Here is a 15,303-nt window from a genome sequence, read left to right on the forward strand (position 1 = left end):
AGGAGTGGATCGCATGACGGAGCAGAACGCGGGCGGACAGCCCGGAAGCGGCAAGGTCGCCCTGGTCACGGGCGGCAGCCGGGGTATCGGCTACGGGATCGCCGAGGCGCTCGTGGCGCGCGGCGACCGGGTGTGCATCACCGGGCGGAACGCGGACGCGCTCAAGGAGGCGGTCGAGCGGCTCGGTTCCGACCGGGCCATGGGGATCGCGGGCAAGGCGCACGACCTGGAGCACCAGGCGGCCGCCGTCGACGGCGTGATGGAGGCGTACGGACGCGTCGACCACCTGGTCAACAACGCGGGCACCAACCCGGTGTTCGGGCCGATGGCCGAGCTGGACCCGGGCGTCGCACGCAAGGTGTTCGAGACCAACGTGGTCTCTGCGCTCGGCTTCGCGCAGCGCACCTGGGCGGCATGGCAGCAGGGGCACGGCGGCACGATCGTCAACGTGGCCTCGATCGCCGGCCTCTCGGCCTCGCCGTTCATCGGCGCGTACGGGATGAGCAAGGCCGCCATGATCAATCTGACCCAGCAGCTCGCGCACGAGTTCGCGCCCGCTGTCCGGGTCAACGCGGTGGCGCCCGCCGTGGTCAAGACGAAGTTCGCCGCCACGCTCTACGAGGGGCGCGAGGAGGAGGCGGCCGCCCGCTATCCGATGGGCCGGCTCGGCGCGCCCTCGGACGTGGCCGGCGCCGCGGCGTTCCTCACCTCCGAGGAGGCGGGCTGGATCACCGGACAGACGCTGACCGTGGACGGCGGTCTCTTCCTCAACGCGGGTGTCGAATAGCACAATAGGCGCGCCCGTGCGGACGTCGGACAGGTGCAGTGGTTTCGCGCACCAAGCGGCCTATGGCTCTTATGTCCGGGTGTCGGACTCCAAGTCCCGGCACCCGGACAGCTCGTTCTGCTCCGTCAGGGCTGTGCCTGGGGTAATGTCCAAACCCTTTCCCGTAGTCGGGTGACGTCGGAGCGTGGACGCACCCCGTGGGCACCGCACCAGAGGTAAGGCACCGCCGACTGAGGAGCGCGCACGTGTTCGACCGGAATGGGCTGCGGAAAGTCGCAGCGACCATACTCTCCCTCGTACTCCTGGCGGGGTGCAGCGCGCTCTCCGGGGGCGACGGGGGCGAGGAGCACAAGATCGTGGTCGGCACCACAAGCGCCCCCAGCTCCCTGGACCCGGCTGCTGCCTGGGACGGTTCCTGGGAGCTGTACCGGAACGTCTTCCAGACCCTCATGACCATCCCGAACACCGGGACCACGCCGGAACCCGAGGCCGCGGAGGACTGCGGGTTCACCGACTCGGCCAGCCGGATCTACCGCTGCGAACTGCGCAAAGGGCTGAAGTTCTCCAGCGGCCGCAAGCTGGACGCCCAGGCGGTGAAGCACTCCTTCGACCGCATCACCTCGATCGAGTCGCCGAAGGGCCCGGCCGCGCTGCTGGCCAACCTGGAGCAGGTCGAGATGAAGAGCAGCCGGGTGGTCGTCTTCCGGCTCAGGAAGTCCGACGCGACCTTCCCCTTCATCCTCTCCACCCCCGCCACCTCCCTCGTCGACCCCGACGACTACCCCCGCGCCAGCCTGCGTCCGGGCAACGAGGTGACGGGCTCGGGGCCCTACGAGCTCAAGAGCTACGAGCCCGGCAAGCGGGCCGTGCTCGTCCGCAACGACGACTACAAGGGCACCGCCAAGATCCGGAACGACGCGGTCACCATCCGCTACTACAAGCGGTCCACCAAGATGGTCGGCGACCTCAGGCACGGCCGAATAGACCTCACCTACCGCGGTCTGACCCCCGACCAGGTGCTGGAGTTCCAGGAGGCCGCCACCACGGGTGACACCTCCTTCGACCTGAGCGAGATCACCGGCTCCGAGGTGCACTTCCTGGTCTTCAACCCGAAGGACGAGCAGGCCGCCAAACCCGCGGTACGCCGCGCCGTCGCCCAGCTCGTCGACCGCAAGAAGCTGGTGCGCGAGGTATACGACCGGACCGCGAACCCGCTCTACTCCATGGTCCCGACGGGTATCACCGGGCACACCAACGCCTACCTCGACCGCTACGGGGAGCCCGACCGCGGGAAGGCGCGCACCATACTCCGGGACGCGGGCATCACCGAGAAGGTGCGGCTCACCCTCTGGTACGCCGAGGACCGGTACGGCGACTCGACGAGCCGGGAGTTCGCCGAACTCAAGGAGCAGCTCGAGGACTCCGGTCTGTTCGACATCACGCTGCGGTCGCGCTCCTGGGAGAACTTCCAGGACGGTTACCTCAAGGGGCAGTACCCGGTCTTCGGCCGCGGCTGGTCCGCCGACTTCCCCGACGCGGACAACTACATCACCCCCTTCGTGGGGGAGAAGAACGCGATGGGCACCCCGTACAAGAACCGGAAGCTGACCGGAGAGCTGCTGCCGTACTCGCGGCGGCAGAGCGACCGCGGCGCGGCCGGTCAGTCGTTCGCCAAGGTGCAGCGGGAGATGGCTGAAGACGTGCGGCTGCTGCCGCTGTGGCAGGGCAAGGTCTACATCGCCGCCGAGAAGGATGTCGCGGGGGTCGAGTGGGCCATCGACGCCTCGGTCATCATGCGCGTCTGGGAGCTGTACAAGAAGTCGAGCTGGTAGCCGCGGGATGCCGCCGGGGCCGTCCCGCGGCGTTCCGGGGCCGTCCGGTGCTGTCAGTGCGGGACGGTACCTTCGGTGCGGTCAGTGAGCACGACGGAAGTGCACCACCGCAGCGGAGGTAACAGCGCGTGAAGGAAATGCTGCCCCGGTCCTGGCAGGGCGTCCTCGGCGAGGAGACCGAGAAGCCCTACTTCAAGGAGCTGGCGGAGTTCGTCGAGGAGGAGCGGGAGCGGGGACCGGTCTACCCGCCCCGCGAGGAGGTGTTCGCCGCCCTCGACGCGACCCCGTACGAGCAGGTGAAGGTGCTCATCCTCGGCCAGGATCCGTACCACGGCGCGGGACAGGGGCACGGTCTGTGCTTCTCGGTCCGTCCGGGCGTCCGCACCCCGCCCTCGCTGCGCAACATCTACAAGGAGATGCAGGACGAGCTGGGCCACCCCGTGCCCGACAACGGCTATCTGATGCCGTGGGCCGAGCAGGGCGTGTTGCTGCTCAACGCGGTGCTGACCGTGCGTGAGGGCGAGGCCAACTCGCACAAGGGCAAGGGCTGGGAGAAGTTCACCGACGCGGTCATCCGCGCCGTCGCGGACCGGCCCGACCCGGCGGTGTTCGTGCTGTGGGGCAACTACGCGAAGAAGAAGCTGCCGCTCATCGACACCGAGCGGCACGCGGTGGTGCAGGGCGCCCACCCCTCACCGCTGTCGGCGAAGCGCTTCTTCGGATCCCGGCCCTTCACCCGGATCGACGAGGCCGTCGCGGCCCACGGCCACACGCCCGTCAACTGGCGCATCCCCGGTCTGAGCTGAGCCACGCGGGGCTCAGCCCGGGGTGAGCGCCATCGCCGGAGGCGGCCGTTAGCGTCGTGTCCTCAGCACTCGGCGAACGGGAGGAGCCCCTCGTGGCGGAGCCCCAGCAGGACGTGCCCCAGGGCGCGGACCACGCGACGATGGTCAGAATCGGCCAGGCGGTCATGCTGCACCGCGGTGGCGACCGGGAGGAGGCCCGGAACCGCTTCGCCGCGCTGTGGACGGAAACCGACATCGACGCCGACCTGTTCCACCGGTGCACGATCGCGCACTACATGGCCGACACCCAGGACGACCCCGTCGACGAGCTCGCCTGGGACCTGCGCGCCCTGGCGGCGGCCGACGCGCTGGAGCAGGACGGTGCCGGTCGGGCCGAGCACCGGTCGGCGGTCCGCTCGCTGTATCCCTCCTTGTACCTCGACCTCGCGGCCGATCACGTCAAGCTGGGTGACGAGGAGGCGGCCCGGAGTGAGCTGGGGCAGGCCCGGCGCCGACTGGAGGCGCTTCCCGCGGACGCGTACCGGCAGGGCCTCCTGGCCGCCGTCGAACGTCTGGAGAAGCGCATCGCCGACGGCGCCGCCTCACCGGGCGGGCGCCCGGGCGACGCCGACGGCCCGGACGGCGGGACGGACCCGCAGCCGTAGCGCGCCTGCCGCAGCGGGCTCCCCGGTGCGGCGGCGCCTGCCTCGTTCCGCCGGGCGGGGCCTCCGCGGGGCGCGGGGCCCGGGGGCCGGGGCACTTCCCGTACGGGGAGCGGTGTGCGGGGAGCCGGGGTCACCTCCCGTACTGGGAGCGACAGATGCGTGCCTGCGCGCTGTCCGCTTCCCAGCGGCCGTAGGACTCGCCCAGTTCGCAGACGGCACTGTCCGGACGCGCCGGGTGGTTGCCGCGCCGGTGCCGCTCGCGTGCCCCGGAGCCGTCGTGGCCACGGCCCGTCCCGCCGCCGATGACCGGTGCCGGGTCCCGGCCCGGCGCGCCGGGCCGCGGCCGGGGATGCGCGGGACGCCGGCCCGGGTTCCCTGCCGTGCCCGTCGGGTGCGCGTCCTCGCGGGTGCCGGATCCGCCGCTTCGCGGGGGCTGCGCGCCGGGGGAGGGGGCCGGGCCGGCTCCCCGGCGCGGCAGCTGGGACAGCGACTCCTTCGCCGGAGGCCGCACCAGGCGGCGAGTAGGTACGGCCCCGCCGCGGGGCGGATGGGAGTGCTGGGCTGCGGGTTTGCCGCCGGGCTCACCGGGACCGCCCTGGACGGTGACGCACCCGGTGGTGGTCGAGAGCGCCACTCCCAGGAGGGCCATGGCTTTCGTCATTCGTGACACTCCGGCAACTCTTCCCACCCGGGTCGCCGTGCGGAAGCCCCCTCAGGAGTGATCGGGGAGCGTTCAGAAGCCGGTTCTGCCGTCGATGCGCTCCCGCAGCAGATCGGCGTGGCCGTTGTGCCGCGCGTACTCGCCGATCACGTGCAGATGGATCCACCGCAGGGAGTTGGTCCAGGCCGGCCGCCACGGGCTGGTTCCCGTGTCGTCGAGGGAGCGCGCGGCCGCGGACCTGCGGGCCCGGTCGACCTCCTGCCGCCAGACGGCCAGCGTCCGCGCCCCGCTCTCGGCGTCCGCCACCGCGAAGTCGCCGTCCGGTGCGTCCTTCGAGGAGTAGAGCGGTTCGGAGTCGGCCTCACCGAAAACGGTCCGGAACCAATGCCGCTCCACCTTGGTCAGATGCCGGACCAGTCCCAGCAGCGTCAGCCCGGAGGGCGGGGCGGAGGCGGTCCTGAGCTGCTCGTCGCTGAGCCCGGCGCACTTGGCGGCGAGCGTGGCGCGCTGGAAGTCCAGCCACTGTTCCAGCAGTTGCCGCTCGGCTCCGTCCCCCTGGGGCAGTGGGAGCCCGCTCACCGCGCCGACCGGCGGTCCCTGGGGCTGCCCGGCACCGGCCGCCCGCTCCTGGTGCGCTGTCCGCGGTCCGGGGGCCGGCCGGCCCTCGTGTGTGGTCATGCGGCCATCCTGGTCGCCACAGGTGCGGGGGCGGTTCCGCCGCGCCGGTGACCGCGTGCCGTGTCAGCCGAGAGGTGCCAGCATCCCGGTGAGGATCTCCCGCACGCTCTCCCGCAGCTCCCCCTCGGTGGGGACGGTGCTGCTGAAGGTGCCCGCCGTACAGGTGAAGAGGATGCCGTCGCACCAGGCCAGCAGGGAGAGTGCGTGCCGCTCGGGAGTGCGGGAGCCGGCCGCGGCGAGCAGCGCGCGCAGCGGCCCGGCGAAGTCGCTCAGCCCGGTCCTGTCGTAGTGCGCCCGCAGTTCCGGGCGGCGGGTGGCCTCCAGCGCCAGTTCGTAGCGGGCCACCAGCAGGGTGCGGTGCCGGGTCAGATGGCGGTGCAGCGCGGTCGCGACGAGGTCGGCGAGCGGCCCGGGCCCCTGGTCCGCCCCGGCGGCCGCCGCCATCTCCGCGGTGTGCAGCACGGAGCCCTCCAGCTCCGTCAGCCGCCGCACGGCCGCCTCCAGCAGGGCCGCCCGGGTGCGTGCGTGGTTCGAGGTGGAGCCCGGCGGCAGTCCGGCCGCCTCGTCCACCGCGCGATGGGTGAGTCCCCGCATTCCGCGCTCCGACAGCAGCCTGATGGCCGTGTCGGCGATCAGCGTGGCGCGGGGAGTGGCGGTCACACGTGGAGTCATGAGGGCAATCTACCGGGATCACTACATCCGTAGTACGATCGGAGTGGCTACTACATCTGTAGTTAGATCTCGAGGAGGCCCCGTGCGCCCGTCCCACGCTCTCGTCATCGGTGCCGGAATCGGCGGACTGGCGGCCGCGGCCGCGCTCGGCGACCGCGGCTGGACCGTCACCGTCCTGGAACGCGCCCCGCGGCTGGAGCCCGTCGGCGCCGGTATCGCCCTCGCCCCCAACGGGCTCCGCGCCCTCGACGTGATCGGCCTCGGCGACCCCGTGCGCGACCTGCGCACCTGGACGGGGCAGGGAGGTGTGCGCGCCCCCTCGGGCCGCTGGCTCGCCCGGACGACCGCCGACCGGACCGCCGCGCGCTTCGGCGACCCCACGGTGCTGCTCTCCCGTGCCGCCCTCGTCGACCTCCTGCGCACCCGGCTGCCCGCCTCCGTCGAACTGCGCACCGGGACCGCCGCCACCGTCGCCGACCCGGGTTCCCGCACCCGCCCCGCCTCGGTGACCACCGCGGACGGCGCGACCCGCACCGCCGATCTCGTCGTCGCCGCCGACGGCATCCACTCTCCGGCCCGCCGCGTCCTCTTCCCCGCACACCCCGGGCCGCGGTACGCGGGCTGCACCGCCTGGCGCTTCCTCACCGAGCGCCCCGCAGGAGAGGTCGAGCCGCACGAGACCTGGGGGAGGGGCCGGATATGGGGCACGCAGCCGCTTCCGGACGGCAGGGTCTACGCCTACGCGGCCGCCGTGTCCCCCGCCGGGCAGCAGCCCCCGGACGGTGAGCGCGCCGAGCTGCTGCGGCTGTACGGCAGCTGGCACCGGCCGATCCCGCAGCTCCTCGCGTCGGTCGCGGACAGCGCCGTACTGCGCAACGACGTCCACCATCTGATCGATCCGCTGCCCGCCCAGCATGCCGGGCGGGTGGTGCTGCTGGGCGACGCGGCCCACCCCATGACTCCCGGCCTGGGTCAGGGCGGCAACCAGGCGCTGGAGGACGCCGCCGTCCTGGCCCGGTTCGCCGACCCGGCGGGCGACCCCGCCGAGGCGCCGGCCCGCTTCACCCGGCACCGGCTGTCCCGCACGACCGAGGTCGTGCGCCGTTCGGCGCGCGCGAGTCGTGCGACGACCCTGACCGGCGCCGCGAGCCGCCTGCTGCGCGACACGGCACTCGTCGCCCTCGACCACCTCGCCCCCGCTGCCGCGCTCCGCGTCTTCGCGGGGATCGCCGACTGGCGCCCACCGCCTCGCACGTATGCTGCCCAACCACAGTCAGCAGCGCAGTAGCGAGGAGAGCCCGTGCGGATCGGCGTGATCGGACTCGGCGACATCGCCACAAAGGCGTACCTGCCGGTACTCATGGCCCAGCCGGGCCTGGAGCCGCATCTGGTCACCCGCACCCCGGCCACCCTGGCCGCCGTCGGGGACGCCTACCGGGTCCCGGCCGCCCACCGCCACACCGGCCTGGACGGCCTGCTCGCCGCCCGGCCGGACGCCGCCTTCGTGCACGCCGCCACCCGCGCACATCCGGAGCTGGTCCGGCGGCTGCTGGAGGCCGGCGTGCCCACCTTCGTCGACAAGCCACTCGCCTACGAGCTCGCCACCTCCCGCGCCCTGGTGGAGCTGGCCGAACGCCGCGGCACCGGCCTCGCGGTCGGCTTCAACCGGCGGCACGCCCCCGGGTACGCGCAGTGCCTGGAGCACCCGCGGGAGCTGATCATCCTGCAGAAGCACCGGGTGGGCCTGCCCGAGGACCCCCGCCGCACGGTGCTCGACGACTTCATCCACGTCGTCGACACGCTCCGCTTCCTGCTCCCCGGCGAACCGGACCGCATCGACGTGCGGGCCCGGGTCCGCGACGGGCTGCTGCACCACGTCGTGCTCCAGCTGGCGGGCGACGGCTTCACCGCGCTCGGCGCCATGAACCGGCTCTCCGGCTCGGCCCAGGAGGTCCTGGAGGTCTCCGGCCAGGACGCCAAGCGCGAGGTGCGCGACCTGGCGGAGGTCGTCGACCACAAGGGCCGGCCCAGCATCCGCCGCCGCGGTGACTGGGTGCCCGTCGCCCGGCAGCGCGGCATCGAGCAGTGCGTGCTCGCCTTCCTCGACGCCGTGCGGGACGGCAGGACCCCCGATGCGCGGGACGCGCTGCGCACCCACGAGCTGTGCGAACGCGTCGTCAACGACGCACTGGAGCAGTCGCGCTGAGCTGTGTGCGGCTCCGCGCCCCGCGCGCGCGTGCCGCACGCGCCCCCTCCACCACGCCGTAGGCCGCCAGCGCGGTCAGCGCGAGCCGCAGCGTCCAGTCGCCGAAGCGCACATAGAGCGTCGTCCCCGAGGCCAACGGCACCTCGGCGAGCCGTGCCGCGCTGGTGCCGGTGCCCATCGGAGCCCCCACCCGCTCGCCTCCGGGGCCGTACAGCGCACTCACCCCGGTGAGCGTCGCGTGCATCACGGGGCGCCCCGACTCGGCCGCCCGCAGCGCCGCCAGCGACGCGTGCTGCTCCGGCGCCCAACTGTGCTGGAAGGAGGAGGTCGAGGACTGTGCCACCACCATCCGGGCGCCCTCGGCGACCAGTTGCCTGCTCATGTCGGGGAAGGCCGTCTCGAAGCAGATCAGCGGGCCGAACCGCAGTCCGCGCGTCCGCATCACCACCGGTTCCTGGCCGCGCCTGCGGTCCTCGCCCGCCGCGCGGCCCACCGACGTCGCCCAGCCGAGCACCGACCGGGCCGGGACGTACTCGCCGAAGGGCACCAGTCGCATCTTGTCGTAGCGCTGCCCGGTGAGCCCCCGTTCGTCCACGAGCACCGAACTCTTGTAGATGCCCGGCCGGTCGCTGCGCCGCGCGTCGACGTTGACCAGCAGCGGAGCCCCCGTCAGCCGGGAGAGCGCGGACAGTCTGCGCACCAGCCCGGGACGGCCGGCCAGGTCGTAGCCGACGCTGCTCTCCCCCCACACGATCAGGTCCGGATCGCGGCCGGCCAGTCGGCGGGTCAGCTCCTCGCCGCGCGCGAACCGCTCCTGCCGCGACTGCGTCTCCCCGATCTGCACGACGGCGATCCGGGTGCGGCCCGCCGGTTCGGGCCGGGGCGCCCACGCCCAGGCGGCCCCGCCGGCGGCCGCCACGGACACCAGTACCACCAGCGCTGCCGTCCGGGCACGCGGCAGCGCCGTCAGCGCGACCAGCGCGGTGTTCACGGCCACCACCAGGAAGCTCACCAGCCAGACGCCGCCCACGGAGGCCAGCCGCAGGGCGGGCCGCACCTCCCACTGGCTCGCGCCCAGCAGCCCCCACGGCCCGCCCAGGTACTCCCAGGACCTGACCAGTTCGGCCAGCAGCCAGCCCGACGGAACCAGCACCACGGCCGCCGCCAGCCGGCCGGCGCCGGGAGCGCCGCCCAGCAGCCGGTGCACCAGCCAGCCCCAGGGCAGCCACAACAGCCCCAGCAGCGCTGCCAGCAGGACGATGAACACATGCAGGCTCGGCATCAGCCAGTGGTGCATCGCCAGCATGAACCCCGTGCCGCCCGACCATCCGGCGAGCGCGGCGGCGCGGCCCGACGGCGCAGCGCGCAACAGCAGCAGCCACGGCACCAGCGCCACGTACGCGAGCCACCACAGCGCGGGCGCGGGGAACGCCAGCACCGGCAGCGCGCCCGCCACCGGCGGCAGCACCCGACGGGCCCAGCGGGACGCCGGCCACGGCGGCATGGGCGCCCTCCTTCATCCGGTGGTCCGATCACCCAGTGTGCGGGAGGGCGCGCGCGGTGGCGAGGGGCGTGCCGGGGCGGGCGCGGCGCGGCCAGTTCACCGCGCGGACACGGACACCGCGCGGCCACCGGCGGGATGCGCCGGCGACGTGCGGGGGCCGGGGACCATGCTGAGCACCTCCGCCTCGGACGTCCGCAGCACCGCGGACTCCGCTGCCGGACCGCGGTCAGGCCCGTCGGCACGATCCGGTGCGTCGGCCGGTCCCGGCCGGGCCGCGCGCCGGGACGACGACCCGGGCTCCTCCGTACGTGCCTGCCGCGCGCTGTCGGACGTCAGGACGACCAGCCCCCAGGCGATCAGCGCGCCCGCGGCCAGCGCCAGCACCGTGCCCGTCGCGCCGTACCGGAAGCTCTCCTCCAGCAGCAGTATCCCGGCCGCGGCGGCGACCACCGGGTTGGCCACGGTGGCGGTCGCCAGCGGCGTCGCCAGCCCGCCGTCCCGGTAGGACGCCTGGGAACTCGCCAGCCCGGTGGCTGCCAGCACCACCGTCAGACCCGCGAGCGCCACGGAGACGGAGAGCGGGGCCGAGGCCCAGCCCTCGGCGAGCGACTTGACGAAGACCGAAGCAGCGCCGTACGCGACCCCGGCGGCCAGCGCCAGCGCCGTGCTCCGCAGGGCGCCGAGACGGCCGCCGGGGCGGCCGTGCACCGTACGCCGTACCGCTGCCGCCGCGCCCGCCAGCAACGCGACGAGGCCCAGGACGCAGCCCGCGAGGAGGAACTGGCCGCCTCGGTCGAGGGAACCCACGCCGGTGTCCCCGGTCAGCAGCAGGATGCCGGCAAGACCGGCCGAGACCAGCACGATGCCCCGCCACGCGGAGGGCGTCACCGGCCGCCGTCCCAGAAGCGCCGCCAGCGGGGCGGCGAGGACGAGCGTGAGCACGCCGAGCGGCTGGACGACGGTCAGCGGACCCTGGGCGAGCGCCGCCACGTGCAGCAGGGCTCCCGCCCCCTGCAGGGCCGCTGCGGTCCACCACATCCCGGACCGCAACAGCCTCCACCGGCTCGGCTCGGTCGAGCTGGCGATCTTCTCCTGCACGATCGCGGCCAGTGCGTAGCTCACCGCGGATACCAGCGAGAGCGCCACCGCCATGGTCAGCGCGCTCATATCCGCTCCGTGCAGCACCGGTCGGGCATCGCGTTCATGCCCTCCACGGTTCCGTATTCCTGACGGCCTGTCGTCACCTGCCGGCACCGTCTTGATGTACCACCAGCGGAGTACGGCACGGCTCCGTCTCCCCCTGTCAGGTGATGTCTCCCGGTGGACGCCGGGTGTGCCGGAGTCGGCCCGGCCGGATCCGGGCGGCGCCCGCCGGCGCCGGTCGGGGGCCGGCCCCGCCGAACGGTGCACGGGCCGGCGCGGTCGGTCGGGCCGTCCGGTGCCATGGACGGCCCGACCGACCGCGCCGGGGTGTGCCCGGGCCGTCACGTCGGCGCGGTGCCGCCGACCGGGCGCGGAAGACGGAAGACCGCCCGTCAGGGCTCCGCGGGGAACGGCCCCTCGCCCGAGACCTCGACCGGACCGAACCCGCTGCCGAGCACGGTCACCCGGCACACGCGGCCGTCCGCCAGCCGCAGCCGGGCCGTGTCGCCCTCCAGTTCGGTCCACAGCCGCTGGTCGCCCTCGGGCCTCATGGTGCCGGACCACTTGGTGCCGGGGCCGGTGGTCTCCGTGAACAGCGCTACGTCGACCGGCACCTCGGCGGCCCCGGTCAGCAAGGTCGCGGGACCGCGGTAGAAGTTGTCCATGCCGCAAGTGTGGCAGCCCGCTTCCCCGACGGCACAACCGCTCAGCGGGCGGATCGCTCCCCGCGAACCGACGGAACCCCGCCTCCGCGGTGCGGGGGCGGGGTCCGTCGGCCGACGTGCTGATGCTGCGCTGGTGTGACCTAGAAGTCGTTCTTGCAGTAGTTCTGCGCCGCCGGGCTCAGCAGCGGGTTGCCGCAGACGTTCGCACCCACCTTCACGGGTACCTGGACGTTGTCGCCGGAGAGGATGCCGGGCGACTTGCCGGTCACTCCCACCACCGGATCGCCGCCGGCGGCGGCGGTGGTTCCGGTGGAGCCGAGCAGTGCGGTGGCGCTGCGGGCGCCGACCACGAGGGCCGTACGGATACGCATGTGCTCTCCCGTGCGAGGTGGTTGTTTTCTCCACGCCCACCGTGGGCGTGCACGCCGCCCCCCGCACTTCGGCCTGCTCCGCCCGGGTGGGCGCGTTGGTACGGTGCGAGCCGGCGGGGAACCGCCCGGACGGAGCGGAAGGGGGCCGCGGATGGCCGCGGAGGAGGAGCCGCACGGCGGCGGAGGAGAGCACGGCGAACGCGCCGAGGCGGTGGCGCTCCCCGGCAGCCGGCCGGTCGGGGGACGACGGGTGCTGTGCCGGATGTGCGGGCAGCCACTGCGCGACCGCGCCTCCCGGCTCTGGGGCCTGGGGCCCGACTGCCGGCACAAGCTGTCCCTGCGTACCGCCCCCGAACCGCCCCGGAACGAGGTCGACCAGGACGTGCTGCCCGGGCTGTGACCGGCGGCTCCTGGCGCGTCTGCACGGGGATTCCGCGGCGCGACGGGAATCATGGGGGAGCACACCGGCGAAAGGCAGCTCCCCGTGTCCCAGCCACCGCAGCCCGGGCCCGACCGGAACGACGACCGCCGCTCCCGGCGTTCCCGCTCCGGCACGGAACCGGTGACCGCGCGCAGCGACCTGTGGCTGCGCACTCTGCTGTCGTCCGTCGGAGTGCCGTTCTTCGCCGCGGCCGCCGCGCTGTTCGCCTGGTGGGCCGCGGCCTCGGACAGCCACAGCACCCCCAGCGACCGGGTGCTGACCGTGCTGGCGGCGCTGTGCGCCGCGTTGGCGCTGATCGCGGCTGTCGATCTGCTGGTGCTCCGGCGCAGGCGGGCGCAGGAGCGGCAGCGGCGCCGCCACTGAGCCGACGGGCGCTCCGGGAGTCTTCCGGTCCGGTCCGGCTCCGGGAGCTTCCCGGTTCCCCCTGGGGACTCCCGGTTCAGCCCCGGGGCCCGGCGCGCGGGCCGTGGGCTTCCGGAACCGCGTGCCGCGGGGTGCTCAGCCCACCGGCTGGCCCGCGTGCGGGCTGAGGACACCTGCCGCCATCAGGGCGAAGAGGGCCACCCCGAGCAGGATCCGGTAGATGACGAACGGCATGAAGCTGCGGGTGGAGATGAAGCGCATGAACCAGGTCATCCATCGAACTCTTCGGCGGCCTTGACCTGCGCCTTCATCCACTCCATGAGCGGCGGTGGGAGAGGAATGGGAGAAGACTCCCACAGGCGTTCACCCTCCCGGGCGACAAACCGCATCCACCTGGCCTGCAGCGTTTCCATGATGGCCCGCTCCATGCCCGTTGTCACGTTCGCGTACAGGCCCTCCACGCCCGCCACCTCGTGCCCCATGCGCGTCTCCGTCGCGATCCGGCTGTGCCCGTCCTCGTCCAACCACTCCTTGTGCCCGTGCCGCAGCAGGTACAGGCGCTTCCCCGCATAGCCCGTGGCCGGCAGCTCCGGCACCGGCCGCCGTGAGCCGGCCGTCTGCTGCTGACCCAGCCGCACACGCTCGTACCTCTCGCGGCTCTCCCTGCCGTCCGCGATGGGCCGCCAGTAGTGGTAGGTGAAGTTCGCGTTGGCGAGCGACCCGCCGCCGATACCGCGAAACACGGTCGGCGCCTCGTGCGAGTCGAGGAGCATCTCCAGCAGCTCCGCGAGGAACGCCGGCACCACCAGGTCCCGATACGACTCGTACTTCGGCGGGAACAGCTTGATGGGCCCGGTGCCGTTCTCCCGCTGGTACTGCCACTCGACGCGCAGCGCCGGCATGGGCTCGTCCCCGCGGTAGCGCTGCAGCGACTCCTCGCGCCGCTCCGGGTCCGGATCCGACGCCGGCCAGGCGGGGTGGCAGAACTCGCGGCGCAGGGCGTACAGCTCCCCGGGGCGCATCCCGGTGAACGGCATCGTGTACATGAAGACGTAGCCGTCGAGACCCCAGAAGGCGAGCGCGTTGAGTGCGAGACGGTGCACGTCCTCGATGCGCATTTCGCGCTTCTTCTCGCGCGGCTTCTTCTTGTACTTCCCGCGGCGGCTCTTGCGCTTCACGGGGGAGGCGGCCCGCAGCCCGTCGTCGACCGCGTCGTCCATCATCATCGAGAAGACCAGCAGGATCTCACCCGCATACCGGGTCCCGACGTTCGGCCGGGCCTTGAGCTCCTTCTCCCACAGCCGGTACTGGCTGGGCTTGATGTCGCCCACGGGGACGTCGCCCCAGCGGGGCTCGATGTACAGACGGATGAACGATCGGACGTTGTGCAGGCGCAGGTGGCCGACATCGAGGGTGTCGGGCCAGGTGCGGCAGTAGTCCCGCATCAGGATGGAGCCGTCGCGCCGGCTGATGTACCGGTCGTTGCGGACGTCGGCTTCCCGGTCGAGGCCGTAGTCGTATGCCTCGTCCTCGCTCCAGTCGGTGGACGACAGCGAGTCGTAGATCTTCTTGCCGGTGTCGGGGTCGACGCGGCCGGTGTCCCACCGCACTCGAACGCTGCGTCCTCGCCGCTCGATGTACGGCATCGCATGCTCCTCCGGTACGGCGGTGCGCGGCGGGCACCCCCTGTCCGCCGCGCGTTCCCGCTCGACGGTGCGCTAGGCCAGGTGGGCTACGGGGCATCCCTGGCAGAGCGCACAGTCACCTCCTTGACGCTTGACCAGGTCGCGCACGACGGCTCTGGCGTGAGCGTCGTGCGCGACTCGGGGCGTCGTTGCGCACACGATTGTGTCATCGATCTTTCCTCGGAACCCGTAGAACTCGGCGCCGAGGTCGAGCGTGACTGGCTCGTAGTGCAGCATGAGCTTCCCCCTTCCGGAGAAGTTGGAACCTCCCAAGTAGCGCCAATAGTCCCATGTTCAACAGCACTTGTTGGTGTGTCTGGTGCTGGTGTGACTGGTGGTTATGTAACAACTTGGCTCACGGAAAGGGTTGTACGGCTAGCGCAACTTTCCTTGCCGTTCGAGTTCCTCGAGGACCTGCTGCTTGAGCTTCCGGATCTCGGGGGCGGGGAGGTCGGTCGTGGCGACCGCCGCGTCCTGCACTGCCTGGCCGACCGCGTCTTTGAGGTCGTCGGGTTGCACGGGGGAGATGACGGAGCCGTCGGGGCCCGGCTCGATGGTCGTGGGGCTGCCGCCGCGCAGGATCTCCTGGCAGGAGCCGGCGGCCCAGCCGAGCGCTGGTTCGATCTTTCCGTAGGTGTTGTCGCGGACGGACTGTCCGGCTTCGACCTGGTTGTAGGTGTTGATGTTGAGGTCGGCGTCGCGGGCGACGTCGACCTTCGTCTTTCCCAGTTGCGTGCGGCGTAGGCGTACCTGCTCGGCCAGCCTCAGGCGGTGTTCCTTGGGTGTGGAGGGCATGCCCCGCATCTTCTCAGGAACGCACAGGAACCGCCAGGAACACCTGTGA

At 72.8% G+C, this 15,303-nt stretch carries 17 protein-coding genes and 1 pseudogene; 8 read left to right on the forward strand and 10 right to left on the reverse strand.

All coding sequences use genetic code 11. The features are described from left to right. Positions 1-13: 13 nt before the first annotated feature. The 4 genes from ACFYMO_RS03525 to ACFYMO_RS03540 all read left to right on the forward strand — a co-directional run bounded on the left by ACFYMO_RS03525 (position 14) and on the right by ACFYMO_RS03540 (position 4,069). Positions 14-787, forward strand: coding sequence for an SDR family oxidoreductase (locus ACFYMO_RS03525; protein WP_366773428.1), 774 nt, complete (start codon positions 14-16; stop codon positions 785-787). Positions 788-1,032: 245 nt separating this feature from the next. Further along, positions 1,033-2,619: an ABC transporter substrate-binding protein gene (locus tag ACFYMO_RS03530; protein ID WP_366773429.1), complete on the forward strand. Its 1,587-nt coding sequence runs from the start codon at positions 1,033-1,035 to the stop codon at positions 2,617-2,619. Between the two features lie 137 nt (positions 2,620-2,756). Next, positions 2,757-3,425 carry a uracil-DNA glycosylase gene (locus ACFYMO_RS03535; protein ID WP_366773497.1) on the forward strand — a complete coding sequence of 223 codons (669 nt, stop codon included), beginning with the start codon at positions 2,757-2,759 and terminating at the stop codon, positions 3,423-3,425. Between the two features lie 92 nt (positions 3,426-3,517). Further along, positions 3,518-4,069 carry a hypothetical protein gene (locus ACFYMO_RS03540; RefSeq protein ID WP_366773430.1) on the forward strand — a complete coding sequence of 184 codons (552 nt, stop codon included), beginning with the start codon at positions 3,518-3,520 and terminating at the stop codon, positions 4,067-4,069. Between the two features lie 130 nt (positions 4,070-4,199). Here ACFYMO_RS03540 and ACFYMO_RS03545 read toward each other — a convergent pair whose 3' ends face one another. The 3 genes from ACFYMO_RS03545 to ACFYMO_RS03555 form a co-directional block, all read right to left on the reverse strand. Next, positions 4,200-4,730, reverse strand: a complete 531-nt coding sequence (locus ACFYMO_RS03545; protein WP_388543829.1) for a hypothetical protein — start codon at positions 4,728-4,730, stop codon at positions 4,200-4,202. Between the two features lie 72 nt (positions 4,731-4,802). Then, entirely contained in the window at positions 4,803-5,408 is a 606-nt protein-coding gene (locus tag ACFYMO_RS03550) for a DinB family protein (RefSeq protein ID WP_366773432.1), read from the reverse strand. Between the two features lie 63 nt (positions 5,409-5,471). Continuing rightward, on the reverse strand, positions 5,472-6,080 hold the full coding sequence (locus ACFYMO_RS03555; protein WP_366773433.1) for a TetR family transcriptional regulator: 609 nt from the start codon (positions 6,078-6,080) through the stop codon (positions 5,472-5,474). Positions 6,081-6,162: 82 nt separating this feature from the next. Between ACFYMO_RS03555 and ACFYMO_RS03560 the strand changes: the two genes are divergently transcribed. Both ACFYMO_RS03560 and ACFYMO_RS03565 read left to right on the forward strand, forming a co-directional pair. Then, positions 6,163-7,368 (forward strand): FAD-dependent monooxygenase, encoded by a 1,206-nt coding sequence (locus tag ACFYMO_RS03560; protein WP_388543832.1) that lies wholly within the window; start codon positions 6,163-6,165, stop codon positions 7,366-7,368. Between the two features lie 12 nt (positions 7,369-7,380). Next, on the forward strand, positions 7,381-8,286 hold the full coding sequence (locus ACFYMO_RS03565; protein ID WP_366773435.1) for a Gfo/Idh/MocA family oxidoreductase: 906 nt from the start codon (positions 7,381-7,383) through the stop codon (positions 8,284-8,286). Here the strand turns inward: ACFYMO_RS03565 and lnt are convergent. The 4 genes from lnt to ACFYMO_RS03585 all read right to left on the reverse strand — a co-directional run bounded on the left by lnt (position 8,258) and on the right by ACFYMO_RS03585 (position 11,969). Continuing rightward, entirely contained in the window at positions 8,258-9,790 is a 1,533-nt protein-coding gene (lnt, locus tag ACFYMO_RS03570) for an apolipoprotein N-acyltransferase (protein ID WP_366773436.1), read from the reverse strand. The genes ACFYMO_RS03565 and lnt overlap by 29 nt on opposite strands. A 96-nt stretch (positions 9,791-9,886) precedes the next feature. Continuing rightward, a complete protein-coding gene (locus ACFYMO_RS03575; RefSeq protein ID WP_366773437.1) occupies positions 9,887-10,957 on the reverse strand; it encodes a DMT family transporter in 1,071 nt (356 codons plus the stop codon). A gap of 368 nt (positions 10,958-11,325) precedes the next feature. After that, complete coding sequence (locus ACFYMO_RS03580) at positions 11,326-11,598, reverse strand: hypothetical protein (protein WP_019358054.1); 273 nt, start codon at positions 11,596-11,598, stop codon at positions 11,326-11,328. Between the two features lie 140 nt (positions 11,599-11,738). Beyond that, positions 11,739-11,969, reverse strand: a complete 231-nt coding sequence (locus ACFYMO_RS03585; protein WP_388543837.1) for a chaplin family protein — start codon at positions 11,967-11,969, stop codon at positions 11,739-11,741. Between the two features lie 151 nt (positions 11,970-12,120). Here ACFYMO_RS03585 and ACFYMO_RS03590 point away from each other — a divergent pair, with 151 nt between their 5' ends. Further along, on the forward strand, positions 12,121-12,369 hold the full coding sequence (locus ACFYMO_RS03590) for a DUF6011 domain-containing protein (protein WP_366773440.1): 249 nt from the start codon (positions 12,121-12,123) through the stop codon (positions 12,367-12,369). 84 nt (positions 12,370-12,453) lie between these two features. Beyond that, positions 12,454-12,774, forward strand: coding sequence for a DUF6343 family protein (locus ACFYMO_RS03595; RefSeq protein ID WP_366773441.1), 321 nt, complete (start codon positions 12,454-12,456; stop codon positions 12,772-12,774). A gap of 135 nt (positions 12,775-12,909) precedes the next feature. On the opposite strand, the pseudogene ACFYMO_RS03600 reads toward ACFYMO_RS03595, so the two are convergent. From ACFYMO_RS03600 to ACFYMO_RS03610, 3 genes and pseudogenes are all read right to left on the reverse strand, one after another. Further along, positions 12,910-13,047, reverse strand: a pseudogene (locus ACFYMO_RS03600) (undecaprenyl-diphosphatase); the annotation flags it as partial. Then, positions 13,044-14,420: an integrase gene (locus ACFYMO_RS03605; protein ID WP_388543841.1), complete on the reverse strand. Its 1,377-nt coding sequence runs from the start codon at positions 14,418-14,420 to the stop codon at positions 13,044-13,046. The pseudogene ACFYMO_RS03600 and the gene ACFYMO_RS03605, both read right to left, overlap by 4 nt. A gap of 414 nt (positions 14,421-14,834) precedes the next feature. Beyond that, complete coding sequence (locus ACFYMO_RS03610) at positions 14,835-15,254, reverse strand: helix-turn-helix domain-containing protein (RefSeq protein ID WP_388543844.1); 420 nt, start codon at positions 15,252-15,254, stop codon at positions 14,835-14,837. Positions 15,255-15,303: the final 49 nt, after the last annotated feature.

Source organism: Streptomyces sp. NPDC007025, from assembly GCF_042869455.1.
In the GTDB taxonomy this organism is placed as follows: domain Bacteria; phylum Actinomycetota; class Actinomycetes; order Streptomycetales; family Streptomycetaceae; genus Streptomyces.